Origin of the sequence: Streptomyces sp. SID9727 (genome assembly GCF_010550605.1) — a bacterium.
Lineage (GTDB): Bacteria > Actinomycetota > Actinomycetes > Streptomycetales > Streptomycetaceae > Streptomyces.
Genome location: NZ_JAAGNI010000334.1, coordinates 12,860 through 39,007, shown reverse-complemented (window position 1 = coordinate 39,007; position 26,148 = coordinate 12,860). Strand labels below are relative to the sequence as shown.

General features: G+C 71.0%; 27 protein-coding genes and 1 pseudogene. 12 read left to right on the top strand and 16 right to left on the bottom strand.

Translation table 11 applies throughout. From position 1 onward, the window contains the following. On the top strand, positions 1-84 hold an 84-nt coding region (locus G3I41_RS22855), incomplete at its 5' end, for a CGNR zinc finger domain-containing protein (RefSeq protein ID WP_164402272.1). Positions 85-97: 13 nt separating this feature from the next. On the opposite strand, the gene G3I41_RS22850 is transcribed toward G3I41_RS22855, so the two are convergent. Continuing rightward, on the bottom strand, positions 98-1,441 hold the full coding sequence (locus G3I41_RS22850; protein ID WP_164402268.1) for a UDP-glucose/GDP-mannose dehydrogenase family protein: 1,344 nt from the start codon (positions 1,439-1,441) through the stop codon (positions 98-100). Positions 1,442-1,616: 175 nt separating this feature from the next. Here G3I41_RS22850 and G3I41_RS22845 point away from each other — a divergent pair, with 175 nt between their 5' ends. Together G3I41_RS22845 and G3I41_RS22840 are read left to right on the top strand one after the other, a co-directional pair. After that, positions 1,617-2,774: an acyl-CoA dehydrogenase family protein gene (locus tag G3I41_RS22845; protein ID WP_018524719.1), complete on the top strand. Its 1,158-nt coding sequence runs from the start codon at positions 1,617-1,619 to the stop codon at positions 2,772-2,774. 134 nt (positions 2,775-2,908) lie between these two features. Then, complete coding sequence (locus tag G3I41_RS22840) at positions 2,909-4,510, top strand: serine/threonine-protein kinase (RefSeq protein ID WP_164402267.1); 1,602 nt, start codon at positions 2,909-2,911, stop codon at positions 4,508-4,510. Here the strand turns inward: G3I41_RS22840 and G3I41_RS22835 are convergent. From G3I41_RS22835 to G3I41_RS22800, 8 genes are all read right to left on the bottom strand, one after another. After that, positions 4,507-5,184: a DNA alkylation repair protein gene (locus G3I41_RS22835; protein WP_164402266.1), complete on the bottom strand. Its 678-nt coding sequence runs from the start codon at positions 5,182-5,184 to the stop codon at positions 4,507-4,509. The genes G3I41_RS22840 and G3I41_RS22835 overlap by 4 nt on opposite strands. Then, complete coding sequence (locus G3I41_RS22830) at positions 5,181-5,408, bottom strand: hypothetical protein (RefSeq protein WP_343242209.1); 228 nt, start codon at positions 5,406-5,408, stop codon at positions 5,181-5,183. Before G3I41_RS22830 ends, G3I41_RS22835 begins: the two co-directional genes overlap by 4 nt. A 117-nt stretch (positions 5,409-5,525) precedes the next feature. Beyond that, positions 5,526-5,954, bottom strand: a complete 429-nt coding sequence (locus tag G3I41_RS22825) for a hypothetical protein (protein ID WP_164402264.1) — start codon at positions 5,952-5,954, stop codon at positions 5,526-5,528. A 17-nt stretch (positions 5,955-5,971) separates the two neighbouring features. After that, a complete protein-coding gene (locus tag G3I41_RS22820; RefSeq protein WP_203601510.1) occupies positions 5,972-6,412 on the bottom strand; it encodes a hypothetical protein in 441 nt (146 codons plus the stop codon). Positions 6,413-6,472: 60 nt separating this feature from the next. After that, a complete protein-coding gene (locus G3I41_RS22815) occupies positions 6,473-7,303 on the bottom strand; it encodes a helix-turn-helix transcriptional regulator (protein WP_343242208.1) in 831 nt (276 codons plus the stop codon). Then, positions 7,300-7,827: a DUF6879 family protein gene (locus G3I41_RS22810; protein ID WP_164402262.1), complete on the bottom strand. Its 528-nt coding sequence runs from the start codon at positions 7,825-7,827 to the stop codon at positions 7,300-7,302. Before G3I41_RS22810 ends, G3I41_RS22815 begins: the two co-directional genes overlap by 4 nt. After that, positions 7,811-8,002, bottom strand: coding sequence for a hypothetical protein (locus G3I41_RS22805; RefSeq protein ID WP_018104016.1), 192 nt, complete (start codon positions 8,000-8,002; stop codon positions 7,811-7,813). Before G3I41_RS22805 ends, G3I41_RS22810 begins: the two co-directional genes overlap by 17 nt. A 77-nt stretch (positions 8,003-8,079) precedes the next feature. Then, positions 8,080-8,988, bottom strand: a complete 909-nt coding sequence (locus G3I41_RS22800) for a helix-turn-helix domain-containing protein (RefSeq protein WP_164402261.1) — start codon at positions 8,986-8,988, stop codon at positions 8,080-8,082. Between the two features lie 399 nt (positions 8,989-9,387). Between G3I41_RS22800 and G3I41_RS22795 the strand changes: the two are divergent. The 5 genes and pseudogenes from G3I41_RS22795 (at position 9,388) to G3I41_RS22775 (ending at position 12,013) form a co-directional block, all read left to right on the top strand. Then, positions 9,388-10,032: pseudogene (locus G3I41_RS22795) on the top strand (helix-turn-helix transcriptional regulator). Then, positions 10,029-10,232, top strand: a complete 204-nt coding sequence (locus tag G3I41_RS22790) for a DUF397 domain-containing protein (RefSeq protein WP_164402260.1) — start codon at positions 10,029-10,031, stop codon at positions 10,230-10,232. Before G3I41_RS22795 ends, G3I41_RS22790 begins: the two are co-directional and overlap by 4 nt. Then, positions 10,229-10,687, top strand: coding sequence for a hypothetical protein (locus tag G3I41_RS22785; RefSeq protein ID WP_164402259.1), 459 nt, complete (start codon positions 10,229-10,231; stop codon positions 10,685-10,687). Before G3I41_RS22790 ends, G3I41_RS22785 begins: the two co-directional genes overlap by 4 nt. After that, positions 10,680-11,210 carry a hypothetical protein gene (locus G3I41_RS22780; protein ID WP_239081782.1) on the top strand — a complete coding sequence of 177 codons (531 nt, stop codon included), beginning with the start codon at positions 10,680-10,682 and terminating at the stop codon, positions 11,208-11,210. Before G3I41_RS22785 ends, G3I41_RS22780 begins: the two co-directional genes overlap by 8 nt. Further along, the gene (locus tag G3I41_RS22775; RefSeq protein ID WP_164402258.1) at positions 11,207-12,013 is read left to right on the top strand and encodes a class I SAM-dependent methyltransferase; all 807 of its coding nucleotides are present in this window, start codon (positions 11,207-11,209) and stop codon (positions 12,011-12,013) included. Before G3I41_RS22780 ends, G3I41_RS22775 begins: the two co-directional genes overlap by 4 nt. Here the strand turns inward: G3I41_RS22775 and G3I41_RS22770 are convergent. Continuing rightward, complete coding sequence (locus G3I41_RS22770) at positions 11,998-12,540, bottom strand: histidine phosphatase family protein (RefSeq protein WP_164402257.1); 543 nt, start codon at positions 12,538-12,540, stop codon at positions 11,998-12,000. The genes G3I41_RS22775 and G3I41_RS22770 overlap by 16 nt on opposite strands. 41 nt (positions 12,541-12,581) lie before the next feature. Continuing rightward, a complete protein-coding gene (locus G3I41_RS22765; RefSeq protein ID WP_164402256.1) occupies positions 12,582-13,871 on the bottom strand; it encodes an LCP family protein in 1,290 nt (429 codons plus the stop codon). A 119-nt stretch (positions 13,872-13,990) separates the two neighbouring features. On the opposite strand from G3I41_RS22765, the gene G3I41_RS22760 reads away from it, so the two are divergent. After that, on the top strand, positions 13,991-14,539 hold the full coding sequence (locus tag G3I41_RS22760) for an acyl-CoA thioesterase (protein ID WP_164402255.1): 549 nt from the start codon (positions 13,991-13,993) through the stop codon (positions 14,537-14,539). Between the two features lie 99 nt (positions 14,540-14,638). Here G3I41_RS22760 and G3I41_RS22755 read toward each other — a convergent pair whose 3' ends face one another. Further along, positions 14,639-16,006, bottom strand: a complete 1,368-nt coding sequence (locus tag G3I41_RS22755) for an LCP family protein (protein ID WP_164402270.1) — start codon at positions 16,004-16,006, stop codon at positions 14,639-14,641. A 277-nt stretch (positions 16,007-16,283) separates the two neighbouring features. Between G3I41_RS22755 and G3I41_RS22750 the strand changes: the two genes are divergently transcribed. Next, complete coding sequence (locus G3I41_RS22750) at positions 16,284-17,315, top strand: glycosyltransferase family 2 protein (protein ID WP_164402254.1); 1,032 nt, start codon at positions 16,284-16,286, stop codon at positions 17,313-17,315. Between the two features lie 66 nt (positions 17,316-17,381). On the opposite strand, the gene G3I41_RS22745 is transcribed toward G3I41_RS22750, so the two are convergent. From G3I41_RS22745 to G3I41_RS22730, 4 genes are all read right to left on the bottom strand, one after another. Beyond that, on the bottom strand, positions 17,382-18,848 hold the full coding sequence (locus tag G3I41_RS22745; RefSeq protein ID WP_164402253.1) for an LCP family protein: 1,467 nt from the start codon (positions 18,846-18,848) through the stop codon (positions 17,382-17,384). A 268-nt stretch (positions 18,849-19,116) separates the two neighbouring features. Next, complete coding sequence (locus G3I41_RS22740) at positions 19,117-20,829, bottom strand: LCP family protein (protein ID WP_164402252.1); 1,713 nt, start codon at positions 20,827-20,829, stop codon at positions 19,117-19,119. A 256-nt stretch (positions 20,830-21,085) separates the two neighbouring features. Further along, positions 21,086-22,483, bottom strand: a complete 1,398-nt coding sequence (locus tag G3I41_RS22735) for an LCP family protein (RefSeq protein ID WP_164402251.1) — start codon at positions 22,481-22,483, stop codon at positions 21,086-21,088. 202 nt (positions 22,484-22,685) lie between these two features. After that, on the bottom strand, positions 22,686-23,435 hold the full coding sequence (locus G3I41_RS22730; protein ID WP_164402250.1) for a TIGR03089 family protein: 750 nt from the start codon (positions 23,433-23,435) through the stop codon (positions 22,686-22,688). A gap of 405 nt (positions 23,436-23,840) precedes the next feature. Between G3I41_RS22730 and G3I41_RS22725 the strand changes: the two genes are divergently transcribed. Both G3I41_RS22725 and G3I41_RS22720 read left to right on the top strand, forming a co-directional pair. After that, complete coding sequence (locus G3I41_RS22725; protein WP_164402249.1) at positions 23,841-24,932, top strand: NDP-sugar synthase; 1,092 nt, start codon at positions 23,841-23,843, stop codon at positions 24,930-24,932. A 90-nt stretch (positions 24,933-25,022) separates the two neighbouring features. Continuing rightward, positions 25,023-26,006 (top strand): DNA-3-methyladenine glycosylase 2 family protein, encoded by a 984-nt coding sequence (locus G3I41_RS22720; protein WP_164402248.1) that lies wholly within the window; start codon positions 25,023-25,025, stop codon positions 26,004-26,006. The last annotated feature ends 142 nt before the right edge of the window (positions 26,007-26,148 follow it).

Below are 26,148 nucleotides of genomic sequence, written 5' to 3'. Positions count from 1 at the left end.
CCGGCGGGCCGCCGCCGCTGGTGCTCGATGTCGGTGTGCGGCGCCCGCGCCAAGATGCGCGCGTACCGCGCGAGGCGCGGCTGAGGCAGGGCGCGGGTCAGGCGGTCGGGCGGCCCATCGCGCGGAAGGTCCAGCCGGCCTCGCGCCACGCGGCCGGGTCGAGCGCGTTGCGCCCGTCGAGGATGATCCGGTGGCCCGCGACCGCGCCCAGCGCCTCCGCGTCCAGCTCGCGGAACTCGCGCCACTCCGTCAGGTGCAGCACGACGTCCGCCCCGCGCACCGCGTCGAGCGCGCTCTCCGCGTAACCGAGGGTGGGGAAGACGCGGCGGGCGTTCTCCATGCCCTTCGGGTCGAAGACGGTGACCTGGCCGCCCTGGAGGTGGATCTGGCCGGCCACGTTGAGCGCGGGCGAGTCGCGTACGTCGTCCGAGTCGGGCTTGAACGTGGCGCCCAGCACGGCGACCCGCTTGCCGAGGAAGGAGCCGCCGCCCACGGCCTCGCGGGCCAGCTCGACCATGTGGCCCCGGCGGCGCATGTTGATCGAGTCGACCTCGCGCAGGAACGTCAGCGCCTGGTCGGCGCCCAGCTCACCGGCGCGGGCCATGAAGGCGCGGATGTCCTTGGGCAGGCAGCCGCCGCCGAAGCCGATGCCGGCCCGCAGGAACTTACTTCCGATGCGCTCGTCGTGGCCGATGGCCTCGGCCAGCTTCGCCACATCGCCGTCGGCGGCCTCGCAGACCTCGGCCATGGCGTTGATGAACGAGATCTTGGTGGCCAGGAAGGAGTTGGCGGCCGTCTTCACCAGCTCGGCGGTCGGGTAGTCCGTCACGACGAACGGGGAGCCCTCCGCGACCGGGACGGCGTACACCTCGCGCAGCACCTTCTCGGCCCGCTCGCCCTGCACCCCGACGACGATCCGGTCCGGGTGCAGCGTGTCGTCCACCGCGAAGCCCTCGCGGAGGAACTCCGGGTTCCACGCCAGCTCGGCGTCGGCGCCCACGGGGGCCAGCTCCGCGAGGCGGGCGGCGAGGCGGGCGGCGGAGCCGACGGGCACGGTGGACTTGCCGACGACGAGGACGGGGCGGGTCAGGAGCGGGGCCAGCGAGTCGAAGGCGCTCTCGACGTAGGTCATGTCACAGGCGTACTCGCCGTGCTTCTGCGGGGTGTTGGTGCAGACGAAGTGCACATCGCCGAAGTCGGCGACCTCCTCCCAGGAGGTGGTGAACCGCAGCCGCCCGGTGGAGCCCTCGATGCCCGCGACGTGCCGCTGGAGCATCTCCTCCAGGCCGGGCTCGTACATCGGGACCCGGCCGGCGGACAGCATCTCGATCTTCTCGGGGACGACGTCGAGCCCCAGGACCTCGAAGCCGAGCTCCGCCATGGCCGCTGCGTGCGTGGCGCCCAGATAGCCGGTGCCGATCACGGTGATCCTGAGGGCCATGAAGTGCTCCTGTGAGGTGCGGACGGAGATGCGGTGAATGAGCATAGTCCCGCCCGGGAAACCTCCCCTTTCCGGTTGTCGCGCAGCTCACGGCCCGAGCGCGTATGCCGGGGAGGGGGCGAACGCATAAAATTAGGTTACTTAACGGTAGTTAGCACCCTGGGGAGTGAGCGTCTTGGCGGGTTCGACCGATTTCGACCTGTACCGTCCGGCGGAGGAGCACGAGATGCTCCGTGAGACGGTGCGTGCGCTCGCCGAGGCGAAGATCGCCCCGTTCGCGGCCGCGGTCGACGAGGAGGCCCGCTTCCCGCAGGAGGCGCTGGACGCCCTCACCGCCGCCGATCTGCACGCGGTCCACGTACCCGAGGAGTACGGAGGCGCCGGCGCCGACGCGCTCGCCACGGTCATCGTGATCGAGGAGGTGGCCCGCGCCTGCGTCTCCTCCTCCCTCATCCCCGCCGTGAACAAGCTCGGCTCCCTCCCGGTCGTCCTGTCCGGGTCCGAGGCCCTGAAGAAGAAGTACCTGGGCCCGCTGGCCAAGGGCGACGGCATGTTCTCGTACTGCCTCTCCGAGCCGGACGCGGGCTCCGACGCGGCCGGCATGAAGACCCGCGCCGTGCGCGACGGCGACTTCTGGGTCCTCAACGGCGTGAAGCGCTGGATCACCAACGCGGGCGTCTCCGAGTACTACACGGTCATGGCCGTCACGGACCCGGAGAAGCGCTCCAAGGGCATCTCGGCCTTCGTGGTGGAGAAGTCCGACGAGGGCGTCTCCTTCGGGGCCCCGGAGAAGAAGCTCGGCATCAAGGGCTCCCCGACCCGCGAGGTCTACTTCGACAACGTCCGCATCCCCGCCGACCGCATGATCGGCGAGGAGGGCACCGGTTTCGCCACCGCGATGAAGACCCTGGACCACACCCGCATCACCATCGCGGCCCAGGCCCTCGGCGTGGCCCAGGGCGCGCTGGACTACGCCAAGGGCTACGTCCAGGAGCGCAAGCAGTTCGGCAAGCCGATCGCGGACTTCCAGGGCGTCCAGTTCATGCTCGCCGACATGGCCATGAAGCTGGAGGCGGCCCGGCAGCTCACGTACTCGGCCGCCGCCAAGTCCGAGCGCGTCGACGCCGACCTCACGTTCTTCGGCGCCGCCGCCAAGTGCTTCGCCTCCGACGTCGCGATGGAGGTCACCACGGACGCCGTCCAGCTCCTCGGCGGCTACGGCTACACGCGGGACTACCCGGTGGAGCGGATGATGCGCGACGCGAAGATCACCCAGATCTACGAGGGCACGAACCAGGTGCAGCGCATCGTGATGGCGCGCAACCTGCCGTAACGGGACGCCTTACGAGCGCACAGCCCCCGGCCGCGATGCCGGGGGCTGTCGCACGCGTGCGGTGATCCACCGCGCGTCAGGCCGTTGTTAGGCTGCGGTCGTTGGCCAGTGCATCACAGTGGGGGAGCGGGCCGATGGACGTGACGGATGTCTTCGAGCCACTTCAGGCGACCGACCCGGCCGAGGTGGCGGGCTACCGGCTCGCCGCCCGCCTCGGCGCGGGCGGCATGGGCCGGGTCTACCTCTCGCACACCGAGGACGGCCGGGCGGTAGCGGTCAAGGTCGTGCGGCCGGAGCTGGCGGACGACCCGGACTTCAGGAGGCGGTTCGGCCGGGAGGTCCGGGCGGCCCGGCGGGTGCGCGGCGCGTACACGGCCGAGCTGATCGACGCCGACGCGGAGGCCGCGACGCCCTGGCTGGCCACGCTGTACGTGCCCGGCCCGTCCCTCACCCAGGCCGTGGCCCGGCGCGGCCCGCTGCCGGTGCCCGCCCTGCTGTTGCTGATGGCGGGGATGGCCGAGGCGCTGGAGGCCATCCATGCCGAAGGCATCGTCCACCGGGACCTGAAGCCGTCCAACGTGCTGCTGGCCGCCGACGGGCCGCGCGTGATCGACTTCGGCATCGCCCTGGCCGCGGACGGAACCTCGTACACCACCACGGGCCACCCGATCGGCACCCCCTCCTACATGGCCCCCGAGCAGGCCTCCGGGGAGGGCGCCACGGCGGCGAGCGACGTCTTCGCCCTCGCCCAGACGGCGGCGTACGCGGCGCTGGGCAAGCCGCTCTACGGTGACGGCCCGGGCGTCTACGTGCTGTACCGGATCATCCACTCCGAGCCCGACCTGACCCTGCTGCCCGAACCCCTGCGACCGCTGTTCGCCCGGTGTTTGGCCGTCGACCCGGCCGAGCGGCCCGCGCCGGCGGAGATCGTGGAGTGGTGCCGGGAACGGCTGGGTGCGGAGTCCGACGCCGACGGGGCGCACGCCGTGTGGCGGGAGATCAGCGGCCCGGAGGCCACGGTCCCGGCCCCGGCGCCCGAGTCCACCCCGGTGCGCCCGGACCCCTGGGCGGCGCCTCCGCCCGCACCGGTCGACCGCAGGGTGCGCAGACGGCGCGTCGCGCTGGTGTCGGCGGTCGGCGTGGTGAGCGCGCTGCTGGTCCTCGGCCTGGCCTGGCGGGCGATGGGGCCCATGGGCGGGGGAGAGCACCGGAACGACGCGGGGGCGTCGGAGTCGGCCACCCCGTCGTCGGGGGCGCGGGGGGCCATGGCGGAGACGGAGAGGCCCTCGTCGGCGGGCAAGGCCGCCGAGGCGCCGACCGAGCCGAGCACATCGCCCTCGCCCTCGCCTCGCGAGCCGCAGGCCGAGCCGTACGCCCCGATCTCGGTGGACGCGAAGCGCTCGATCGATCTCGCGGATCCGAGCAAAGAGCTCGACGGCGACTCGGGGGACATCCGCTTCAGCTGCGAGTCGGTCGGTTGCGAACTGAAAAGCGACACGAGCGTCTTCATGCCGATGTCCGGCAACCCGGGCACCACGCTCGATGAGTGCCGACTGTTCCTCCCGCACAGCAAGATCCACAACCTTCCGCTGGCCAACCAGGCGAGCGGGAGCGAGATCTGCGTCATGAACGACTCGGGAGACATCGCGCTGTTCGTGATCGTGACGAAGTCGACCGCGATCCCCCACCTTGCCTTCCTCATGGGCGACCTGACGGTCTGGCGCAACGCGCTCTAGCTGGACGCCTCTCCCCGGCGCCGCACCATCTCCCCGATCCACACCGGGGCGTACGGCGACGTGCACCCCCGGGGCGTCGGGTAGTCCTTCAGCACGCCCAGCCGCTCGCCGATCGCGAGGGCACGGGCGCGGTGCTCCGGGTGCTCGATGCCGATGTGCGCGAGGCAGGTGTTCATCGCCCACTGGAGGCGGTCGGGGGCGCCCTGCATCTCGGCCTCGATGACATCGAGCAGCGCGCCCAGGTCGAGCCCGGCGGGCTTCTTCACGACCCGGTCGGCGGTCAGCGCCCACCCGGCGCTCGCGACGGCCGGATCGGTGTCCTCCGTCCAGGCGAGGCGCAGTTCCTCCGCGTGGGGGCTCTTCTTCACCACGTAGCCCACGAGCCAGTCGTGCACCTTCGGCGCCCGCGCCTCGCGCAGCATGCGGTCCAGCTCGTCCCGCGTGTACGCCTTCGGCCGGCAGACCAGCAACGCGACGAGCCGCGCGGCGGTGTCGTCCGTCTCCCACAGCTCGACGGCCAGCTCCTGCCGCTTCCCCAGCCGCTTGGCGAGGGCGCGCAGCTTGGTGAGGTTCACCCCGTGGTCGTCGCCATGCCGCGCGTTGACGGCGCGGGCCTTGGGGTCGTCCAGCGCGGCGAGCTCGGTCAGGACGTCGGTGGCGGTCGCTTCGGTCATGAGGTGCGGAACACCTCCTCGGCGGAGGAGGCCGTGGCGGCGCGCTGGAGCCAACGGTGCAGGAGCTGGGGGTCGGTGCAGGTGGTGATCTTCTCGCGGTCCGCGTCGGTGAGCGCGACGCCACGCACACCGAGAACCAGCAGGAGGCCTTCGGCCCGGCCTTCCGCCCGGCCCTCGTCCCGGATCTCCTCCGACATGGCGGACTTGTAGAAAGAGGTGTCCACGGCCACCAGATTCCTCCACTGTTGTGCGACCGGACGACTGCCCAGGCCCTGAGCGGCGAGTATGGCACCGACGTCCGGATTGTCGGCGCACACCAGGACCTGGGCGTGGAGTCGTCGTCAGGTGGGGTAGAACGTGTGCCGCTCGGAGATCTGATCGGGGGTGAGCCCGTCGACGGTCATGTTTCCCGTCCAGAGGTGGTCACGATTGGCGTACGTCGAGTCGAACCGAACGCGCTTGCCGCCGGGTTCCAATCTCCATCCCCGTTCGTTGAAGTGTGCGATGCGACCGCTACCGCACACGAACGCCCGAGTGGCTTGAGTCAGCACCCATTGGGCGAGTTCCGTCTCCTCAGCGGTGGGCCGCCCGCAGCGGCGGGCCATCTGCCACAGGCGCCCCCATCCGACCCCGGGAGTCAAGGGGCCGACAACGGCGATGTCGCCGAGTCGGCGTTCGTCGCGGTGGTGGGTGGCGTACCCGAAAACCACGCCGGACATGACGTACACGGTCACTCTGCTGCTGCCGGTGAGCGCGCCGCCGGAGGCCATGGGCGGCGCGTCTTCGCTCAGCAACCGTCGCCGTCACCGCAGCAGGCCGGAGCATTGCATTCCTTCGCGACGCCCCACATCCGTTCGTCGACGTAGAAGCCGGCTGCCTTGACTCGCTCCACCACGGAGCCGATCAGCGGCCGGGTGCGGACGGTGGCCCCCGGTTCGTGGTCCAGGAAGTAGCCGAACTGCTCCTGGCACCAGGCGGCGTAGGCGCGGGTGTGGAGCGCGAAGGAATGCCAGCCCGGGTCGACGATCCGGGACGGTGACATGTCGAACGCCCGCGTATCGCCCATGACCTTGAGGAAGGCGAGTGCCTGGTCCACGACATGTCGTGCCGTGCACATCTCGTGGCCGTACTCCGCGGCGCAGAATTCGGACACCTTCTCGAACAGTTCGGGATCGAGGAGATCCCGTCCGCGTCGCAGGGCGACCGGACTCTTTACTGTGGTTGCCATGGTGCACCCTTCGTTACTTCGAGTTCGTCACCTCATCGTGACGGGGCGCGGAGTCGCTTCCTAGGCGGTTTCCTGTTCACGCAAAAGGTCGTCCCGGATGTGTCCGATCAGCGCCCGCATCTCTTCGCCGGAACAGGCGGAGGCGCTGAACCCTTCGAACTTGGACACGTACAGGGAAATGTCCCTCGGATCGGTCACCACCATTTCTGCATGGACCGTCTCGATGGCGACTGTGCGATCATCCTTGATCGAGAACGAGTGCCCCGGAAAATCATGTTGAGGGGCAGATGACTCGACGACCCTGATGTCCACGTTGGGTAGCCGGGATGCTGAAATGAGCCGATCGAGCTGCCCGACGAGTACCAGGGGTGGAACGATCCGCCATCGGAGAACCGACTCCGTGATGACGAAACGGAAGGCCCTTCCCTCCGCGTAGAGGACACTTTGCCGCGCCAGCCTTGCGCCGATCGTCCGTTCCAACTGCGCTTCGCTCAAGCACCGCCGGGCGAAGACCGCCCGCACGTATTCGGGTGTCTGGAGCAGACCGGGGACGAGGGACGGCTGGAAGAGGCGCAGCAAGGTGGTCTGCGATTCGAGGGCCTGAACCTGCTGCTGTTTGCGGCTGTAGCCCAGCCGTCGGACGAGCCGCCACGCAGTGGCTTCTGTCGCCGCCTCCCTGGCTGCGGCCATGTACTCGGCCTTCACCTCGTCCGATACGCCTATGGCGGTGAGGATGCAGTCGACATCGGTGACGCTCGGAGCCGTGTTGCCGTTCTCGATCTTCGACAGCTTGGACCTGGACATGGCAGCGCCACGGGCGACTGCCTTGGCTTCGAGTCCGGAGGACTCCCGCAGTTCCCGCAGCGCCGGTCCGAGGCTGTGTCTGTTCACTCTCCGTACTTCGCCCACCATTCGGTGAAGGGGACGGCGTGCTCCATCGCCTTGTTCCTGAACTTCAGGTAAGTCGGCAGCTGGTTCTCTCCGAGGAATTCGGAGCCGGTGTACTCGCCGTCCGACGTGTAGCTCATCTTCCCGACAGCCCGCTCGTCGAACATCCAGAAATCCGGCGCATCCGCGATGGGGTTCCCCTGCGTGGTGGTATCCAGGATGTAGAAGTCCTCGCCGGCGGTCATGTTGCGCCGATATCCCCAGGAAAGTTCGAACCGGAGGTAGTCCGTCAATGGGCGAGCGAGGATGTGTACGCGATAGATTCGTTTTCCTGACCGGACCGCGTTTCCGACCGTGGTGATCCATCCGGAGGTTCTGTAACTCTCCGGTTGTGGCTCTCCGGCGAGAAAAGCTCGGTATGCCTCCATCCCACCCGATGTGCTGTAGTCGTCCAAAGTCTCAAGCCGGAACGCTTCTCGTTCGAAGTCTTTGAGCCATTCTCCGAGGGACTTAGATGAGGTTGTCACGGACGGCCTTTCGGATGAGCTCGACGGGGATTTCCACCAGCGACTCGTGAGCGGGAAGATCCAGTCCGTGGTCGGCTAAACGGCTCCCCTGGACGGCGAGGGTTCCCCGGTCCGTCGCATAGATGGCAGGGCACTCGCCCTCGTCGCACTGGCCAACCAGTCGTGTCAGCTTCACGAAGTCTCCTTACGAACGAGGGCGGTGATCCGATGCTTGCTGTCCCGTTGCTCGGGAGCAAGAGGGTGGCGTTTCCGTTACTGGAAACCGCCGGTCCGGCACTCACGGCATGCGCCCGGTTCCGGGGCGCGGAAGGCTCGGTTGCAGCCGTCGCAGTTCTGCAGGGGGATGACGGCGGGGGCCGCTGCCGGGGCCGGGAGCGGGGGCGGCAGGAGGGCCGTGATCCGGTGGCGGAGGAGGCGTGCCGGGTGCGCGAGCGGGACGGGGAGGTCTGCGGTGAGCGCGCGGCGGATGGCGTCGGGGTGCGCGTCGCGCTCCAGCCAGGCGGCGACCCCCGGAGTGAGCACGGCGATGTCCGCCCCGGAGAGCGTCAGCGCGGGAGCGTGGCGGCGGAGGTCCGCGAGGAGCCGGGCGGCGGTTCGGTTCTGAGCGTCGGTGCGCGGCTGGGGGAGCGGTCTGGGTGCGGGCGCCGCACCGGGCTTCGGCTCGGTGCCTGGTTTCGCGGGCGGGGGCGTCGGAGCGGCCCCGCCCGGGCGGTCGTACGAGGGAGTGGGCGGTGGAGTCGTGGCGCGCGGGGCCCCGTACGGCACCGGTGGCATCAGGGCCGTGCCGTACGGCCGGTTGTGCGACTCCGTGCGCGTGCGTACGCGGCCGTCCCGCAGGCGTACACGGGTGCGGCGCAGGTAGCCCGCCGCCTCCAGTTCGCGCAGCGCGGCGGCGATCCGCATCTCGCTTTCCGGTAAGCGGGCGGCGAGCACCTTGACGCCGATCTTCGCGCCCTCGGGCAGCGACTGGATGTGGACGGCGAGCCCGATCGCGAGGAGGGACAGTCCACCGTGCTGCGCGAGGTGGTTGCCGATGACTGTGAAGCCGGACGTGTGGCGGGAGTTGACGTGGATGACACCGGAGGTCGGTGTGACGTCGCTGGGGGCGCCGGGCGAACCGGGCGGGGCGCACGGGGGCGCGATAGCCTGCTGGGCAGTCATCGGGAAGGTCTCTTCTTCCTCGGTGGTCAGGCCCTGGCCGGGGTTCACAGTCCCGGTCGGGGCCAACTCATTTCTGGGGGTTGTTGCCGCGAGCATATGCCCGACAACCGACCCCAAATCCAGCTCAGTTGCCATTTGTCACCCGCGCGAGTGATCAGCGTTCGTGACGGGTTCGGGTGGGGTGGGGTTGGGTTCTTTCCCGAGGTTCTTTCAAGCATGAGGCGTCGTGGCGCACCGGGTCGCGGAAACCCGCGACCCGGTGGACCGCGTCCCGGTGGACCACGTCCCGGTGCGGTGAGTGTCCGGCGCTTGTCCGGCGTTGTCCCGGCTGTCCGGCGTGACGGGTGGGGACGTGAGCGGTTGAGGAACAAAGGCACGCGCGTCGGAAGTGGGGTACGGATGAGCACCAACAATGAGACGGACGAGCACGGTTGGGACGTCGATCCCGAGGACGAGTCGGGCGCGGCGGTAGTCGCCGCCGTGGGCCGCCAGCTCAAGGCGTGGCGCGAGGCGGCGGGGATGCGGGCGGCGGAGTTCGGAGTGCTGATCGGGTACGGGGAGGACCTGATCTACAAGGTCGAGGGCGGCAGGCGCATCCCTCGGCCTGCCCGCGTATACGCAGGACGAGCTGGAGTGCGTGGTGGCCGCGCGATTGGCACGGCGGGCGATCTTTGACCGCGAGCCGGGCCCCCGCGCTCAGCTTCGTGCAGGAAGAGGTGACGCTGCGCCGCCCTGTCGGGGGCAGGATGGTGTGGAGGGAGCAACTGGAACACCTGCCGGAGCTCGGGCAGTTGCGGAATGTGTCCATTCAGGTTGTACCGACCCACCGTGAGGAGCACCCTGGGACTGGCGGTCTGATCGAGGTCCTGAAGTTTCCCGACGGCAGCGCCGTAGGACGCTCGGAGGGGGCTTTCAGCGGCCGCCCGGTGTTCGATCCGAAGCAGCTCAGAATCCTGGAGTTGCGCTATGGGATGATCCGGGCGCAGGCCCCTCTCTCCAAGGGAGTCACTGGCCTTCATCGCGCAACTGCTGGGAGAGACATGATCGACAAGCCCTCTGGCGGGGAAGCCGCGTGGTTCCGGAGCAGCTACAGCAGCAGTGGTGACGGAAACGACTGCGTCGGGGTCGCGGCGGCCCGGGGCGCCGTTCTCGTACGGGACTCCAAGGACGTCCACCGCCCCCACCTCGCCCACCCCCCGCACGCCTGGGCCGCCTTCGTCGCCTACGCGGCCCACGCCGCGTGACGCACCCCCACCTGCCCACCACCGAGGCCGCCGTCACGGCCGTACGGGAAGTGGCCCGGGCGTACAACCTGGAGGTGACGGTCACCGATGACATCGGGGCCGACCAGACCTCCCGGAGGGAGTCCGCCGGGGCGTTCGCCGTGGCCGACGCGGACGGGTCGCTGCCGCACGAGGCATTCGTCGAGCTGGGCGGGGCCCCGGCCGTCACCGTGCAGGTGTTCCCGGAGGACGACGCGCGGATCACCGTCGACGGGGTGGTCTTCGAGGACGTGCCCCGGGACTCCGTGCCGGCGTTCCTGCGGTCCGTGTACGGCGGGATGGCCTATGTGAAGGGCCGGTTCTTCCCGCCGGGGCAGTGGCTCGTCGTGCCGCTGCCCGGGGACGAGACGTACAAGGAGCTGGTGCCGCGCGCCATGCTCAGCCCCTGGCTGTCCCGTCATTTCCGCAATGCCTGAGGACATAGGACCCCTCGCCCGGCTCTTTGACGCGCTCGGCGCCGAGGACCCCGAGGGGTGGGCGGAGTCCGAGGCCGAGGAGGGGCTGCCGCAGCTGGCCCGGTTCCGGTTCCTGCGGATGGTGTGGCAGGACATCGACGCCTGGAGCACCACCGCGTCCGACTGGGCAGCCGCCTACCGCAGAGACGGAGCGGCGGGTGGCGCGGTCGAGCGGGCCGTACGCCTCGGGCTGACCGCCGAGGATCTCGGCGAAATCGCCCGCGAGGTCGCCCGGGAGACCGCCTTCGCGATGCTCCACGGGCTGGACGATCCGGACCGGGGCGACGAACCGGACGAGGTGGCGGGGCGGTTGCCCGGATGGTTCCTCGGTGAGAACTCCGCGCACGGCGGTCCCACGGGGCGCATACTCAACGCCCTGCACGAGGACCTGAACGAGACGGAACCGCAGACCCCCGACCAGCCGTACTTGAACGAGACCGCACCGCAGACCCCGACCAGCCGTACCGGAGGCGACACCGTATGACCGCGTTCGACGTGATGGAACGGCGGATATGGAACGGGCAGGCCGACACCTACGCCCGCACCGCCGCCCGGCTCTGCGTCCACACCGTGCCCGCCCTGCTGGACGCCGCCGGTGTCGCGCCCGGGACCCGCCTGCTCGACGTGGGGTGCGGCAACGGCAACGTGACCGCCGCCGCCCTCGCGCGCGGCGCCGCTGTCCGGGCCGTGGACGCCGAGCCCGGCATGGTCGAGGCGACCCGGCGCGCGGCGCCCGGGGCCGAGGTGCGCTCGGGGGTGCTGCCCCAGCTTCCCTACGCCGACGGGGAGTTCGACGCGGTCGTCGCCAACTTCGTGCTCAACCACGTCGGCCGCCCGCTGGAGGCGCTGATGGAGATGCGCAGGGTCGGCCGCCCCGGAGGCACCGTCGCGGTCACCGTCTGGCAGCTGCCGGGAGCTCCGGGCCAGGCGCTCGTGGGCCGGGCCGCCCAGGCCGCCGGGCTCACCCGCCCCGACTGGCTGGCCACGGTCGACGAGGAACACAACTTCGCGCGCACCCCGGACGGGCTGGCCGCGCTGCTCAAGGCTGCCGGGTTCGCGGACGTCCAGGCCGACACGCACGCCTGGGACCACCGGGCCGACCCGGAGGACTGGTGGGCGGGCCCGGCGGCCGGGATCGGTGCGATCGGCGGGATGGTCACGAGCGCCGGCCCGGAGGGCGTGGCGGCGGCCAAGCGTGAGTACGACGCGCTGTGCCCGGAATTCCTCGCGGAGGACGGCCTGCTGACCTTGCCGCACACGGCGGTGCTGGCTCAGGGCAGGGTGTAGAAGGTGCCCGGCTGCCAGGGCGGCGGATCCGCGACGACGCTCTCCAGCCGGGCTCCCGCCAGCAGGCAGTCCAGGGCCCAGCGGTTCGCCGAGTGGGCGATCAGGAGGACCTGGCCGCCGTCCCACTCGGCCGCCAGGTCCCGCAGGAACGCGGCCGTCGCCTCGACCACGTCCCGGTAGCTCTGGCCGCCGCCGGGCCACGGGCGGTCGATGTGGCGGGTGCGAAGGGGGCGCACCACGGCGTTCGGGCCGCCGTTCAGCTCCCCGTAGTCGCATTCCCGCAGGCGCGCGTCCTGGCGGAGGACCGGGGACCCCGCATCGGCGAACGCGATGCGGGCCGTCTCCACGGCGCGGGCCAGGTCCGAGGTGTAGACGGCGTCGAGCCCGGTCCCGCGCCGCCGGTCGCCCAGTTCGGCGGCCTGGCGGCGTCCGGTCGGGGAGAGCCGCCCCGGCAGCCATCCCGTGGCGATGCCCGCCTCGTTGTCGGTGGTCGTGGCGTGCGACTCGTACACGATTCGTACGGGCATGGCGGCTCCGCGGCAGGGGAGGAGGCGCGGGGCGCGCCCCCTCAGTTCTCCGTGACCGTGACCTTCTCGTCGTTCTTGAGCTGCTCCACGAGCTGCTTCACCTTCGCCTTGTCCCAGGCGAGGTTGGAGCCCACGTTGCCGGCGATCGGGATGTTCATCGACGTGCCCTCGCCGCCGGTGACGCCCTTCATCGCGAAGAACATCTTGCCGAGCGACCAGAGCGACATGTCCTTGTCCACGATCAGCGTGTCCAGACCGGCGCCCATCGTCGGGTACAGCTTGAACGGGTTGATGATCGTGGAGAACGTCGCCGTCTGGCTTGCCAGGGCCGCGAGGAACTTCTGCTGGTTCTTCGTGCGGTCCAGGTCCGAGGTGAAGGCGTGGCGGGTGCGGACGAAGGCCAGGGCCTGCTGGCCGTCGAGGGTCTGCTTGCCGGCCGGGAAGTCGGCGCCCGACCACTTGTCCTTGAACGCCTTCGGGATGTCCAGCTCGACCCCGCCGATCGCGTCCACGACCTTGGCGAAGCCGCCGAAGCCGATCTCGACGTAGTGGTCGATGTGCAGGCCGGTGTTGAACTCGACCGTACGGACCAGCAGCTCGGGGCCGTCCGCGGCGTACGCGGCGTTCAGCTTCGTCGTCCTGCCCGTGGCCGGGTACTTCTTGCCGGACTCGGAGCCGACGAACGACGGGATCTCGACGTTCGAGTCACGCGGCAGCGAGACCAGCGTCGGGCCGTTGTCGCCGGTGTGCAGGATCATCATCGAGTCGGTCCGCTTGCCGTCGGCCGAACCCGTGTGGAGCCGCTTCTTGTCCTCGGACGTCATGCCCTCGCGGCTGTCCGAGCCGACGATCAGGTAGTTCGTCCCCTTGCCCGCCTCCGGCCGCTCGATGACCTTCGACAGGTCGACGGCGCGGTTCAGCTTGGAGTCGGCCCAGAAGTACGTGCCCACGGAGACCCCGAGCAGCGCGACCACCAGGACCAGCGCGCCGATCTTGATCCGGCGGCCCCAGTTGGGCGCGGGTCTGGGGCGGCCCTGGGCCGGGCCCCGGTCGCCGCCGCCGGGGCCGCCGCTGCCGGAGCCGTAGACCTGGCCCGTGTTGTAGCCGCTGTCGTAACCGTCGTCGTACTGCGGGTGACCGCCGTCGTAGCCCGAGGGCTGCTGCGGGACCGGGCGTTGCCTCGGCGGCGCGGGGCGCTGCTGCGGCGGGGCCGGGCGGCGCTGGACGTGCGGCATCGAACGGGCGCTCTCGGGGCGCTCGCTCGCGCTGCCCTGCCCGTAGCGGTTGCCGCTGCGGTTGTCGTCGGTCCAGCCCTCGGGCCAATCGTTCATACGGACCAGTGTGCAGGCCGAGGCGGCCCCTCTTACAGGGTGCGAGGAAAATCGCACCAGGGCTGTTGCGAAGCTGATGCATTGCGACGCCGTTCCGGCCCCCGCATAAGGTGGACGGTATGACAGATCAGGCTCCGCGCCCGGAGAGCGACATTCCGGGCAAGCCCACCGCGGCTTCCCGGACCACCCTCAGCCACATCATGACCGGCAGCGACACCAATCTGCTGGGTACGGTGCACGGCGGTGTGATCATGAAGCTGGTCGACGACGCGGCGGGCGCCGTGGCCGGCCGGCACTCCGGCGGGCCCGCCGTCACGGCCTCGATGGACGAGATGGTCTTCCTGGAGCCGGTCCGTGTCGGCGACCTCGTGCACGTACGCGCCCAGGTCAACTGGACCGGCCGCTCCTCCATGGAGGTCGGCGTCCGGGTCATGGCCGAGCGCTGGAACGAGTCGACGCCCGCGACGCAGGTCGGCAGCGCGTACCTGGTGTTCGCGGCGGTCGACGCCGACGGCCGGCCCCGCCCCGTACCGCAGGTGATCCCGGAGACCGAGCGCGACAAGCGGCGCTACCAGGAGGCCCAGATCCGCCGCACGCACCGCCTGGCACGGCGCCGCGCGATCAGGGAGCTCCGCGAGAAGCGGGTCGCCGACGGCATCGAGGACTGACGGCGCGAGGCCGACCGGTGGGCGCGGGGCTCGCCCCCTGAACGGTTCCGTCCTCAAGCGCCGGACGGGCCGGGTCTGCCCGTATCACGCCCGCCCGCCTCACGCGCACGCCACCTCGTCCCCCCTCACCGCGCCGAACCTGCCCGGCTCCGGCTCCTCCGCGCGGACCCGTTCGACGGCGTGGTGGTCCGTGCCCGCCGTCACCCGCATCGTCGCCCCCTGCCCCGGCACCGCCCGCAGCTCGGCGCCCGGCAGCGCCGCCGCCAGGGTCTTCGCGGACCGGTCCCAGCGCGGGTCGTACGTGACCAGGGTGCGCTCCAGGTCGCGTTGCGGCGCGGTGAGCGGGGCCCGGGTCGTGTCGAACCCGGTGGCGTGCAGCGCGGCGTCGACCTCGGAGCCCAGGCCGTCCTTCGCGGTGCCGTTGTAGACCTGGACGCGGATCCGGTCCGGCGGGACGTCCACCTTCTTCGCGGGGGCCTTCTCGGCGGGCCGGGCGGCGGCCAGGGGTTTGTCCTCGCGGAGAGCGGTGAACAGCTGCTTCGACTTGACCGGGTCCCACTTCACCGTGGAGCCGATGCCCTTGACCTGGTACGCGACATCGCCCATCGGAACCGAGGCGAATTCGGACGAGGCCGCCGTGAACCCCCGCATCGCCTGGCCGATGGACAGCATCTGCTCCGTGTCGAAGCCCCGGTCGGCCCGTACGGACTTCAGCATCGTCGAGGCGACCTCCCGGAACCTCACCGGGTTCAGCAGCACCCCGCTGCTCGTCGCCTGCTCGATCAGCGACGCCATGAACTTCTGCTGGCGCTGCATCCGGCCCAGGTCGGCGGCCCCGTCGATGTGCCGGGACCGTACGTACTGGAGCGCCTGCCCGCCGTCGAGGGTGTGGGGGCCGGGTGCGAGGTCCAGGCCGGTGTAGGAGTCCTTCAGCGGGCGGGTGGTGCAGATCTTCACACCGCCGAGGGTGTCGACCGTGGTCATGAAGCTGGTGAAGTCGACCTCCAGGTAGTGGTCGATCTTGACGCCGGTCATGTGCTCCACGGTGCTGACGGTGAGGCCGGGCCCGCCCTCCGCGTACGCCGCGTTCAGCTTCACCGGGTGCGCCGCGTGCTCCTTGCCGGTCGTCCGGTCCCGGTACGCCGGGATCTCCGCGTAGCTGTCGCGGGGGAGGCTGACGACGCTGGCGCGCTCCTCGTCCGCCGAGAGGTGGACCAGCATGATCGTGTCCGTGCAGTGGCACGGCTCGCCGCCCAGCCGGTACTTCCGCTTCTCGTCCTTGCCGATCTTCTCGCGGCCGTCGGTGCCGACCAGCAGCAGATTCATGCCGCGCCCGCCCGCCGGCCGGTTCTTCATGTCCTTGAACGGGTCGACGCGGTCGATCCCGCTCTCCAGGTTCGTCACGACCGCGTGCCCGATCCCGCCCGCCCCGAGCACCAGGACCGAGAGACCGGTCGCGACCCGCATCCCCCAGTGCGGCCGCTCGTCCTGCCTTCTCGGCCGTCGGCGCCGGGCGGGCGCGGGGCGGGGCCGGACGGGACGGGGTGAGCGGTGCGGCGTGGGCACGGGGAGACACCTCCGCGGTGCGAGGGGGACCGTTCGCACGGTAGGCCCATATGATCCTCATCCCGGGAGGCCGCCCGGGGGCGCGCGCCGCTGTCCCCCATTCGCGGTAACGTGGCGGCCGAATACCGCCTGGTGGGGTACGAGCCCCCGGCGCCCCCGAGGACCACCCGAGGACCACATGTCTGCCGCGCAGCCTCCCGCCGTCTCCGTGATCATGCCGGTGCTCAACGAGGAGCGCCATCTCCGTAACTCCGTACGCCACATCCTGGAGCAGGAGTACGCGGGCGAGATGGAGGTCGTGATCGCGCTCGGCCCCTCCACGGACCGTACGGACGAGATCGCGGCCGAGCTGGTCGCGGAGGACCCCCGCGTCCACACCGTGCCGAATCCGACCGGCCGCACCCCCGCCGCCCTCAACGCCGCGATCAAGGCGTCGAGCCACCCGATAGTCGTCCGCGTCGACGGCCACGGCATGCTCTCCCCGAACTACATCGCGACCGCCGTCCGCCTCCTGGAGGAGACGGGCGCGCAGAACGTCGGCGGCATCATGCACGCCGAGGGCGAGAACGCCTGGGAGGACGCCGTCGCGGCGGCCATGACCTCGAAGATCGGCGTCGGCAACGCGGCCTTCCACACCGGCGGCCAGGCGGGCCCCGCCGAGACCGTCTACCTGGGCGTCTTCCGCCGCGAGGCGCTGGAGAAGGCCGACGGGTACAACGTCGAGTTCATCCGCGCCCAGGACTGGGAGCTGAACTTCCGCATCCGCGAGTCCGGCGGCCTGATCTGGTTCTCGCCCGAGCTGCGCGTCCAGTACCGCCCCCGCCCCTCCGTCCGGGCCCTCGCCAAGCAGTACAAGGACTACGGCCGCTGGCGCCACGTCGTCGCCCGCTACCACGCCGGCTCCATCAACCTGCGCTACCTGGCGCCCCCGACCGCCGTGGTCGCCATCGCGGCCGGTCTCGTGGTGGGCGCGGCGGTCACCCCGTGGGCGCTGCTCGTGCCCGGCGGGTACGTCGCGGCGATCGTCGCGGGCTCCCTCCCGGCCGGCAAGGGCCTATCGCTGAAGGCCCGCGCGCAGATCCCGGTCGCGCTGGCGACCATGCACATGTCCTGGGGCTACGGCTTCCTGACGAGCCCGCGCTCGCTGGCGAGGAAGGTCATCGCGAGCCGCCGCCCGGCGATCGCCGAGCCGGGCGCGCCGGTGGCCTGACCTGCGCGGACAGACAACGAGAGGGGGCGCCCGGCCGGACCGGGCGCCCCCTCTCGCGTACGTCCGTCAGCTCTTTCCGTCCCACTTGTAGACGGAGTAGATGTCCATGCACTGGCCCTTGTCCGCGGCGTTGATGTCGTCCGCGCCGTCCGGAAGGTCACCCGCCTCGGCCTTCGGGGCCTTGTACGCCGTGCCCTCGCGCCAGTCCGCACCGACGACGACGGTCAGGCCGCCGGCCTGCGGGTCGGCCTTGACCGAGGTCGTCGGGAGCCCCAGCGCCGTGGCCACGGACAGCGCGTCCGACTTGCCCTGGTCGCCGTCCTCCTTCGCGTACCGCACCACCGTGTCCTTGAGCGGCTCGGGGTTCTGCGAGGTCTCGGCGGCGGCGAAGCCCTTGCCGTGCAGGATGTCGGCGACCTCGGTGGCCCGCCCGTCCTTGGGCGCCTGGCCGACGCCCGTGCCGTTCACCACCGAGATGCCGAGGGTCGCCGGATCCGCGGCCGGAGGCCCGGAGGGGGACGCGGAGGGCTTCTTCTTCTCCTTGCCGTTCTTGTCGAACGCGACGTCCTCACGGAGCAGACGCCACAGGGCGTCCGCGGACTTCTCGACGGGAACGAGCTTGTTCCGGTCCTGGGACCACTCGGCCGTCGGCATCGTCGCCATGGTGATGCGGTCGATCGGCACGCTCTTGAGCTGCATCGACAGGTCGTAGAGCTTCGGGACCGAACGGATCTCGTCGGAGACCTGCAGGGCCTTGGTGGCCGTTTCCGCGAGGTTCATCAGCCGGCCCGCGTCCGACCACAGGTTCTGCTTCTTCAGCGTGCGCAGCATGGAGTTCATGTACATGTGCTGCGCCTTGGCCCGGTTCTGGTCGTTGCCGAACGCGTGCCGGGTACGCAGCCACTGCAGCGCCTGCTTCCCCCGCACCGTGCTCGTCCCCGCCGGAAGCTTGAGGCCGGAGCCGCCGGGAACGAGGCGGGTGGGCCGGTCCCACACACCCGTCTTCACGCACACGTCTACCCCGCCGATCGCGTCCGCCATGGCGACCACGCCCGCGAAGTCGAGCATGATCCAGTGGTCGATGTAGACGCCGGTCAGCTTCTCCCAGGTGGTCAGCGTGCAGCCGGGGCCGCCGCGCTGGAGGGACTCGTTGATCGGCCTGTTGTCCGTCGCGGGGTACTTCTGACCGGTGTCGGGGTCCGTGCACTCGGGGATCTCGAGGATCGTGTCGCGGGGGATGCTGACCAGCGAGGAGTTCTTCCGGTCCGCCGAGATGTGCAGCAGCATCTGGACGTCGGCCCGGGGCTTGTCCCCGACCGTGTCCTTGCTGCCGCCGAGCTTCACGTTCTCCGCGCTGTTCCGGCTGTCCGAGCCGAGCAGCAGGATGTTGAGCGGGGTGTCGCCCTGGGCGTTCGGCGCGGCCTTCTTCACACCGCTCTCACCGCCGCTGCGGGCGCTGCTGCGGATGTTGTTGTTGAGGTGCCGGTAGTAGAGGTATCCGGCGGTGGCGGTGCCCAGTATCAGCACCGCCATGGATATCGCTATCCACCGGAACACACGGCGTACACGGGACTTCTTCGCAGCCCGTTTGCGCGACTTGCCGCGCCGGTGGCTCGCCCGGCCGCCGGCGGCGTCGCCCGGCCCGGCGTCACCGGGACGCCCGCCGTCGCGGTCGCCGGCGCCCTCGTCCCCGCCCTGCCGGCGGGAGTGCGTCCGCGACCGCGTCCCCTCCCCAGACGTGCTGCTCCGTCCCACCAGGACCCCCCTGTTGCTCAGACTCTTATGGTGCGGTGACGCGGTGTCACTTGGAGCATCCCGCGGACTCGGCGCTGGACTTCGGAATGTCGATCTTCTTCGGCGCCGTGATCGGGGTACCGGCCGCCTGGAAGTCCTTGCCCAGCGTCAGCACCATCGCCTGGAGCCCCTCGGCGTCGGTGGTGCCCGGCTTCATCGCGGAGCCGGGAAGCCCCATCATCTCCGCGAGGGCACGGGCCTGGTCCGCCTGGTTCGGGGCGTACTCCAGCGTCGTCTTGGCGGTCTTCTCGGGCGCGTTGGCCTTGTTCGTGGACTTCAGGACGCCCTTGGTGTTCTGCAGCCAGGTGACCGTCTGCTGGGCACCGCCGGGGATCTCGCCGCCGTTGTACACATCGACCCGGACGTCGGCCGGCGCGGCCTTGGTTCCCTTCAGGAGCGCGTCCTGCTTGCTCTTGGCCTTCTTCTTCTGCGCGGCCACCTCGGTGAGGGAGGTGTCGTCGCGCAGCATCGAGAACAGCTGCTCGGCCTGCGTCGGGTGCGGGACGACCGTGACGGGCTTGGGCTCGTCGGGGTTGTCGATCACCGGCATGGTGACGAACGTGATGTTCTTCGTGTCCGTCTTGGTGATCTCCTTGGCGAGCGTGCTGAGCTTCTTCACGTCGCCGATGGCCTTGTCGACCGTCAGGGCCTTGGTCGCCGCGTCCGCCACCTTGAACAGCTTCGTCGGGCTGGTCAGCGTGTCGTCCGACTTGGCCTGCTTGATCATCGACCCGATGAACTGCTGCTGGCCCTTGATCCGGTCGAGGTCGCTCCCGTTGGCGTAGGCGTGCCGTGTCCGTACGAACGCCAGCGCGTCCTCGCCCTCGACCTTGTTCGGTCCCGCGGGCAGATCGAGGTGGGACTTGGGGTCGTTGATGGCGTGGTCGAGGCAGATGTTGACGCCGCCGACCGCAGTGGACAGGGTCTTCACCGCGTTGAAGTCGACCATCATGAAGTGGTCGATCTTCACCCCGGTCAGCTCCGTGACCGTGTTCATCGTGCAGCCGGGGTCCCGGCCGGCCTCGCCGAGGCTCCGGTTGAACCGGACGTGCTGGACGCCCGGGATGTTCTTCTTCGAGCCGTCCTCCTGCACGGAGGTGCAGTCCGGGATGTCGGTGATGAGGTCGCGCGGGATGCTCATCGCCGTGGCGTTGGTGCGGTCCTCGGCGACGTGGAACAGGATGTTCGTGTCCGCGTGGCCGACGCTGCCCTTGTCGCCGTAGCCCTCGTTGCCCTTGCCGGTGCGCTTGTCCGTACCGATGATCAATATGTTGATGGGGGCGTTGGCGGTGACGACGTCCTTGTTGCCGGCGTCGCCGATGTCCACCGTGTTGATGTTCCCGTTGAGGCGCTGGTAGAGCCAGTAGCCGCCGGCCGAGACACCCACGAGCATGAACGCCATCACGCCGCCCGTCCACAGCAGCGCCTTCTTCTTGCGCGACTTGGGGGCCTTGCGCTTACGGCGACCCGGGCCGGTGTCACCCGGTGCGGGGCGCTGCTGGCCGCGCGTGCCGTTCGCCGACCGCCGCCCGCCCTGGCGCGGCACCTCGGTGGCGCGCCGCGGGGAGTCGCCCGCGGGTGCGCGGCGAGGGGTGCTCGACGGTCCGCGCTGGGCCGGAGGGGCCGCCGACCGGGGGGTGTTCCCTCCGGAGTGGTTCAGTCGCAGTTCGTAATCGCCGGTGTCCGGGTTGAGAACCCACTGGTCTGCGGGATCATCCATGTTGTCCGCCCGCCCACGGCTTTGCGCATCCACGGTTGCTCGAGTCCTCCGTCGGTGCCACGCGAGGCGCCTCCCCCGAAAAGGCGCTCAGTCTTTCTCTCCAGAAGTGCGCGGCCCGACGGCCGGTAGCACCGGATCGCGTCACACTATCCGTCCCATTCGGCGTCCAGCGACGCGCGTGACGCATTCCACGGCCCTTACAACCGGGCATTCTTCCCATTGCGCGCGGAATGTTGGTGTCTGTTTGGCCATTGCTTTACCGCTTGCACAGGTCGGTCGCGGCATTGTTCCCCGAATACGTAGGCGTGGGTGACGGGCCCGAGGCGTCGGCCGCGCCCGGGTTCTTGTCGTCGCTCCTGAGCTTGTCGGCGGGCACCACGGCGACCGGCTTGTCGTCGCGCAGCTGCTTGAACAGCTTGTCCGCGTCGGGCTGCACCAGTTCGTCCCGGTTCCTGTTGAGGTGGTACGGCTGCCGGGGCACCGTCAGGAACTGCACCTTGTCGGTGGGGACGTCACGCATGCCCCGCACCAGGTCGTAGAGGTCCTTCAGGCTGTCCAGGCCCGGGTCGGTGGTCAGCGCCTTGGTGGCCGCGTCCAGCACCGGGTAGAGCCGCGTCGGGTTGAGCAGGACGCCGTTGCTCTGCACCTTGTTGACGAGGGCGCCCAGGAACTGCTGCTGGCGGTCCATGCGGTCGGTGTCGCTCCCGTTGCCGAGCGACTTCCTGGCGCGCACGTAGCCGAGCGCCTGCTCCCCGTTGAGCGTGTGGCGCCCCGCGTCGAGCTTGAGGTGGGCGTCCTTGTCGTCGACCGGCTCCTTGAGGCAGATCTCCACCCCGTCCACCGCGTTGACCATGTCCTTGAAACCGTTGAAGTCGATGACCATGTGGTGGTCGACGCGGATGCCCGTCATCTTCTCGACGGTCCGGATGGTGCAGGCCGTCCCGCCCATCTCGAAGGTCCAGTTGAACTGCGCGAACTGCGCCCTGGTGGCGGTTTTGTCGGCCTTGTGGCAGGCCGGGATGTCCACCATCAGGTCGCGCGGGATCGACATCGCGGTCGCGCTCTTCCGGTCCGCCGCCAGGTGCAGCAGGATCGTCGTGTCCGAACGCTGGCTGCCGCCGTCGTCGCGGCCGTACTCGCGGTTGTCGCCGGCCCGGCTGTCCGAGCCGATCAGCAGGATGTTCTCCGCGTCGTGCACGACGGAGACCGGCCGCTCCTTCTCGTACGCCTTCAGCTCGGCCGCCGCCGAGGTGTCCGTCCGAATGTTGCCGTCCAGCTTCTTGTACAGCCACCAGCCGACGCCCGCCGCGACGAGCACGACGAACGAGGCGCCGAGCGCGGTCCAGCGCAGCCAGTGGCGCTTGCGCCTGACGGTGATGTCGAGGCCCGCGCCCCCACCTTCCGACGGTCCCTCGGGGGCGGGCCCGGGGCCGCTACCGGACCCGCTGCGGGTCTCCCCCCCGGGGGCGGCAGCCGCGCCGGGCGTGCCCGCCTCGTCGGACGCGCCGTCCGCGCCGGGCGTGCCCTCGTCGCCGGACGCGCCGGTCCCGCCGGGCTCGGCTCTCGCCTCGCCGGACGGAGGTGCGTCCGGTGTCCGGTCCTCGCCCGCGGCCGAGTCGTCGGGGTCGCCCGGAGTGCCGGCGCTTTCGGTCACGTCTGCGTCCATCCTTCGTTCGGCGGCGCGCTGGGCCGCCGGTCGCAGAAGTAGACGGCTGAACCTCACGCTTGGTTGTGCCTCGGCTGGTCTGTACGGCAGATCATGTACCGGAGTCGATCGCCGACACGGGGGACTCGGCCCACGATGGGCCGGACGGGTGCCCCGCTCGTGCGTCTTGTCATACCGGTCCCGGGCGCTGTCACACCGTCAGCGTGACCCGCTCGCTCTCCACCCGCTGCGCCAGCGCCTCCGCGCCCAGCCGGTCGAGGTGGCGGCACAGGACCACCGAGCCCCCGGTCGCCAGCGGCGCGTAGAGCCCGGCGCTGAGCCCCTCCCAGGTGTCGTACGGACGCCCCGACAGCAGCCGCGCACCGGCGCCCAGGCCCAGCGCCGCACCGTCCTCGCGGCCCCGCGCCACCAGTTCCGCCGCCGTGAACGAGACCCCGCCCACGGTCAGCGCCGGCGCGTCCGGGGCCACCGGGGCGAACGGCGCGAACCGGTCGCCCTGCCCCGGCACCTCCACCGCGTAGTCCGCGAAGCCCTCGGGCGCCTGCGGGAACCGCCCGCCCAACGGGCGCAGCGCCAGGGCGATCCGCTCGCCCCGGCAGGCGCGCGCCGCGTCCAGCGTGTCCGGGCCGGAGACGACCAGGTCGGCGGCGGCCGGGTCGCCCTGCACCTCGGCGACCACGCCGACCGAGGCGCATGCCAGCAGCCAGACCGCGGACTGCCAGTGCGCGGGGAGCAGCAGCGCGAGCCGGTCGCCGGGCTCCGCGGCCAGATCGCCCTGGAGCAGGTTGGCGGTCTTGGCCACCCAGTTGGCGAAAGTGGCCACCGACAGTTCGACGCGCTCTCCGGTGGCGTCGTCGTAGAAGGTGACCAGGGGACGGGCCGGGTCCGCGGCGAGCGCGGAACGCAGCAGGTCGGCGGGGGTGCGGTCGCTGGCGTTCATGGGCGGAAGCGTACGCGGCGGTGCGGGGCGCGGGAGTTGGGCGCGTACACCGGCGGCAACCGCGCCGGACACGCAACCCCGGGCCCCGGAACGCGTCTCTACAAGAAGCGGGGGACCGCCGGAACGATGTCGGTCCTGCCGCGAGGCAGTTCGGCCCCGCGGTCCGAAGGTGCCCCCCGCGGCTGCATACACTGGCCAGCCGAACAAGCTGTCGTCCCCTCCCCGCTGGGCTCGGGACGCCCGGCACGACCGCTCGCGGCGTCGCCGAAGTGCCCGAGTGGCTCCGCCATGAGGACGCTTCGGCGCCCTGCGACCGACCGCACCGGACGCCCCGAGCTGATCCAGCGGGGAGGGGACGACAACTTCACACGACGCCCGGCCCCAGCAGGAAGCGAAGACAGTGCTGTGACAGAGGCAAAAGAAGCGATCCTCCTGGTCGGCGGCAAGGGAACCCGGCTGCGCCCGCTCACGGTGCACACGCCCAAGCCCATGGTTCCGGCGGCGGGCGTCCCCTTCCTCACGCACCAGCTGGCGCGTGCCCGGGCCGCCGGGGTCGAGCACATCGTCCTCGCGACCTCGTACCTGGCCGAGGTCTTCGAGCCGTACTTCGGCGACGGCTCCTCGCTCGGCCTGCACATCGAGTACGTCACCGAGCGCGAACCGCTCGGTACCGGCGGCGCCATCCGGAACGTCGCCCACCGCCTCGCGTCGGGACCGGACGAACCGGTCCTCATCTTCAACGGCGACATCCTCACCGGGCTCGACATCCGGGCCCTGGTCACCTCGCACGCCGACTCCGGTGCCGACGTCTCCCTCCACCTGACCCGGGTCGAGGACCCGCGCGCCTTCGGCCTCGTGCCGACCGACGACACCGGCCGTGTCACGGCCTTCCTGGAGAAACCGCAGACGCCCGAGGAGATCGTCACCGACCAGATCAACGCCGGCGCGTACATCTTCCGCCGCTCGGTCATCGACACCATCCCGGCCGGCCGTCCCGTCTCCGTCGAACGCGAGACCTTTCCCGGGCTCCTCGCCGACGGCGCCCACCTCCAGGGCATGGTCGACTCCACGTACTGGCTGGATCTCGGCACTCCGCAGGCGTTCATCAAGGGCTCCGCGGACCTGGTGCTCGGCCGCGCGCCCTCCCCGGCGGTGCCCGGCCGCTGCGGCGACAGCCTCGTCCTGCCGACCGCCTCGGTCGCCTCCGACGCCAAGCTCTCCGGCGGTACGGTCATCGGCGACGGCGCGGTGATCGGCGCGGGCACCCGGATCGACGGCTCCACCGTGCTCGCGGGCGCGGTCGTCGAACCCGGCGCGGTGATCACGGACTCCCTGGTCGGCGAGCGCGCCAGGATCGGCGGCCGTACGGTGCTGGCCGGCGCGGTCGTCGGCGACGGCGCGGAGGTGGGCGCCGACAACGAGCTCCGCGAGGGCGTCCGCGTCTGGTGCGGGGCGCGTCTGCCGGACGCGTCGGTGCGGTTCTCCTCGGACGAGTGAGCCACCCGGCGACTCCGGCCCATAGGGGACCGAGTGGCCGAAATTCGCCGTACCCTCGACAGGCAGCCCCGACGACCGAGGACCTCATCCGTGGCAGGACGCTTCGCTCCCCGCAACGCCCGGCGCGCGCCCGTCCCGCACCAGGCGGCGGCCACGCCCGTACCGGCGGCGCAGACCCGTGTCTGGACGCCGCCGGGCCCGCTCGACCTGAGGCTCGTCCTCGGCCCCCTGCGTCGTGGCCCCGCCGACCCCACGTTCCGGATGGTCGCCGACGGCTCCGTGCGCCGGGCCAGCCGCACCCCCGAGGGCCCCGGCACGCTGCACGTCGTCGCCCGGGACGGCCGGATCGAGGCGTCCGCCTGGGGGCCCGGCGCGCCCTGGCTGCTGGACCAGCTGCCCACGCTGCTCGGCGAGGGCGACGACCCGGCGGCCTTCACCCCGCGCCACCGCCTCCTCGCCCAGACCCAGCACCGCCGCCCCGGACTGCGGCTGCTGCGCACGGGCCTGGTCCTGGAGTCGCTGATCCCGTCGATCCTGGAGCAGAAGGTCACGACGGACGAGGCGTACCGCGCCTGGCGCCTCCTGGTGCGCCAGTACGGGGAGCCTGCGCCCGGCCCGCAGGAGTACGGCCTCTACGTGATGCCGGACGCCCGCACCTGGTCGCTGATCCCGTCCTGGGACTGGCACCGCGCGGGCGTCGACAGCAAGCGCTCGGCGACGATCCTGCGCGCGGTCCGGGTGGCCCGCCGCATGGAGGAGGCGTCCGCGATGGACCTCCCCGACGCGCTGACCCGCCTCCAGGCGATCCCGGGCATCGGCCCCTGGACGGCGGCGGAGACCCTGCAACGCTCGAACGGCGCGCCGGACGCGGTGACGGTGGGCGACTTCCACCTCCCCGGCATCGTCGGCCACGCCCTGGCGGGCAACCGGCATGCGGACGACGAGGAGATGCTCACCCTCCTGACCCCGTACGAGGGCCAACGCCACCGGGCGACCCGCCTGATCCTGCTCTCGGGCGCGACGCCCCCGAGAAGAGCACCGCGCTTCCAGCCGAGGGACATCGCACGGCTGTAGAACCCCTGAGCCCGGGCCACGATCAAGCCCGCAGGGTGACGAGGGGCCGAGCGAGAACAAGCCCGTCCGGCGATCGAGGACCGGGGTCCGGGGCAGAGCCCCGAGCGGCCCGTCGGGCGCTCAGGTCACACGGAGCCAGGAC

Excerpts from the sequence above, each read along its gene's own strand:
- G3I41_RS22850 (WP_164402268.1), bottom strand. The coding sequence starts at position 1,441 with ATGGCCCTCAGGATCACCGTGATCGGCACCGGCTATCTGGGCGCCACG.
- G3I41_RS22840 (WP_164402267.1), top strand. The coding sequence starts at position 2,909 with ATGGACGTGACGGATGTCTTCGAGCCACTTCAGGCGACCGACCCGGCC.
- G3I41_RS22835 (WP_164402266.1), bottom strand. The coding sequence starts at position 5,184 with ATGACCGAAGCGACCGCCACCGACGTCCTGACCGAGCTCGCCGCGCTG.
- G3I41_RS22825 (WP_164402264.1), bottom strand. The coding sequence starts at position 5,954 with ATGGCCTCCGGCGGCGCGCTCACCGGCAGCAGCAGAGTGACCGTGTAC.
- G3I41_RS22820 (WP_203601510.1), bottom strand. The coding sequence starts at position 6,412 with ATGGCAACCACAGTAAAGAGTCCGGTCGCCCTGCGACGCGGACGGGAT.
- G3I41_RS22800 (WP_164402261.1), bottom strand. The coding sequence starts at position 8,988 with ATGACTGCCCAGCAGGCTATCGCGCCCCCGTGCGCCCCGCCCGGTTCG.
- G3I41_RS22790 (WP_164402260.1), top strand. The coding sequence starts at position 10,029 with ATGATCGACAAGCCCTCTGGCGGGGAAGCCGCGTGGTTCCGGAGCAGC.
- G3I41_RS22780 (WP_239081782.1), top strand. The coding sequence starts at position 10,680 with ATGCCTGAGGACATAGGACCCCTCGCCCGGCTCTTTGACGCGCTCGGC.
- G3I41_RS22775 (WP_164402258.1), top strand. The coding sequence starts at position 11,207 with ATGACCGCGTTCGACGTGATGGAACGGCGGATATGGAACGGGCAGGCC.
- G3I41_RS22770 (WP_164402257.1), bottom strand. The coding sequence starts at position 12,540 with ATGCCCGTACGAATCGTGTACGAGTCGCACGCCACGACCACCGACAAC.
- G3I41_RS22765 (WP_164402256.1), bottom strand. The coding sequence starts at position 13,871 with ATGAACGATTGGCCCGAGGGCTGGACCGACGACAACCGCAGCGGCAAC.
- G3I41_RS22760 (WP_164402255.1), top strand. The coding sequence starts at position 13,991 with ATGACAGATCAGGCTCCGCGCCCGGAGAGCGACATTCCGGGCAAGCCC.
- G3I41_RS22755 (WP_164402270.1), bottom strand. The coding sequence starts at position 16,006 with ATGCGGGTCGCGACCGGTCTCTCGGTCCTGGTGCTCGGGGCGGGCGGG.
- G3I41_RS22750 (WP_164402254.1), top strand. The coding sequence starts at position 16,284 with ATGTCTGCCGCGCAGCCTCCCGCCGTCTCCGTGATCATGCCGGTGCTC.
- G3I41_RS22745 (WP_164402253.1), bottom strand. The coding sequence starts at position 18,848 with ATGGCGGTGCTGATACTGGGCACCGCCACCGCCGGATACCTCTACTAC.
- G3I41_RS22740 (WP_164402252.1), bottom strand. The coding sequence starts at position 20,829 with ATGGATGATCCCGCAGACCAGTGGGTTCTCAACCCGGACACCGGCGAT.
- G3I41_RS22730 (WP_164402250.1), bottom strand. The coding sequence starts at position 23,435 with ATGAACGCCAGCGACCGCACCCCCGCCGACCTGCTGCGTTCCGCGCTC.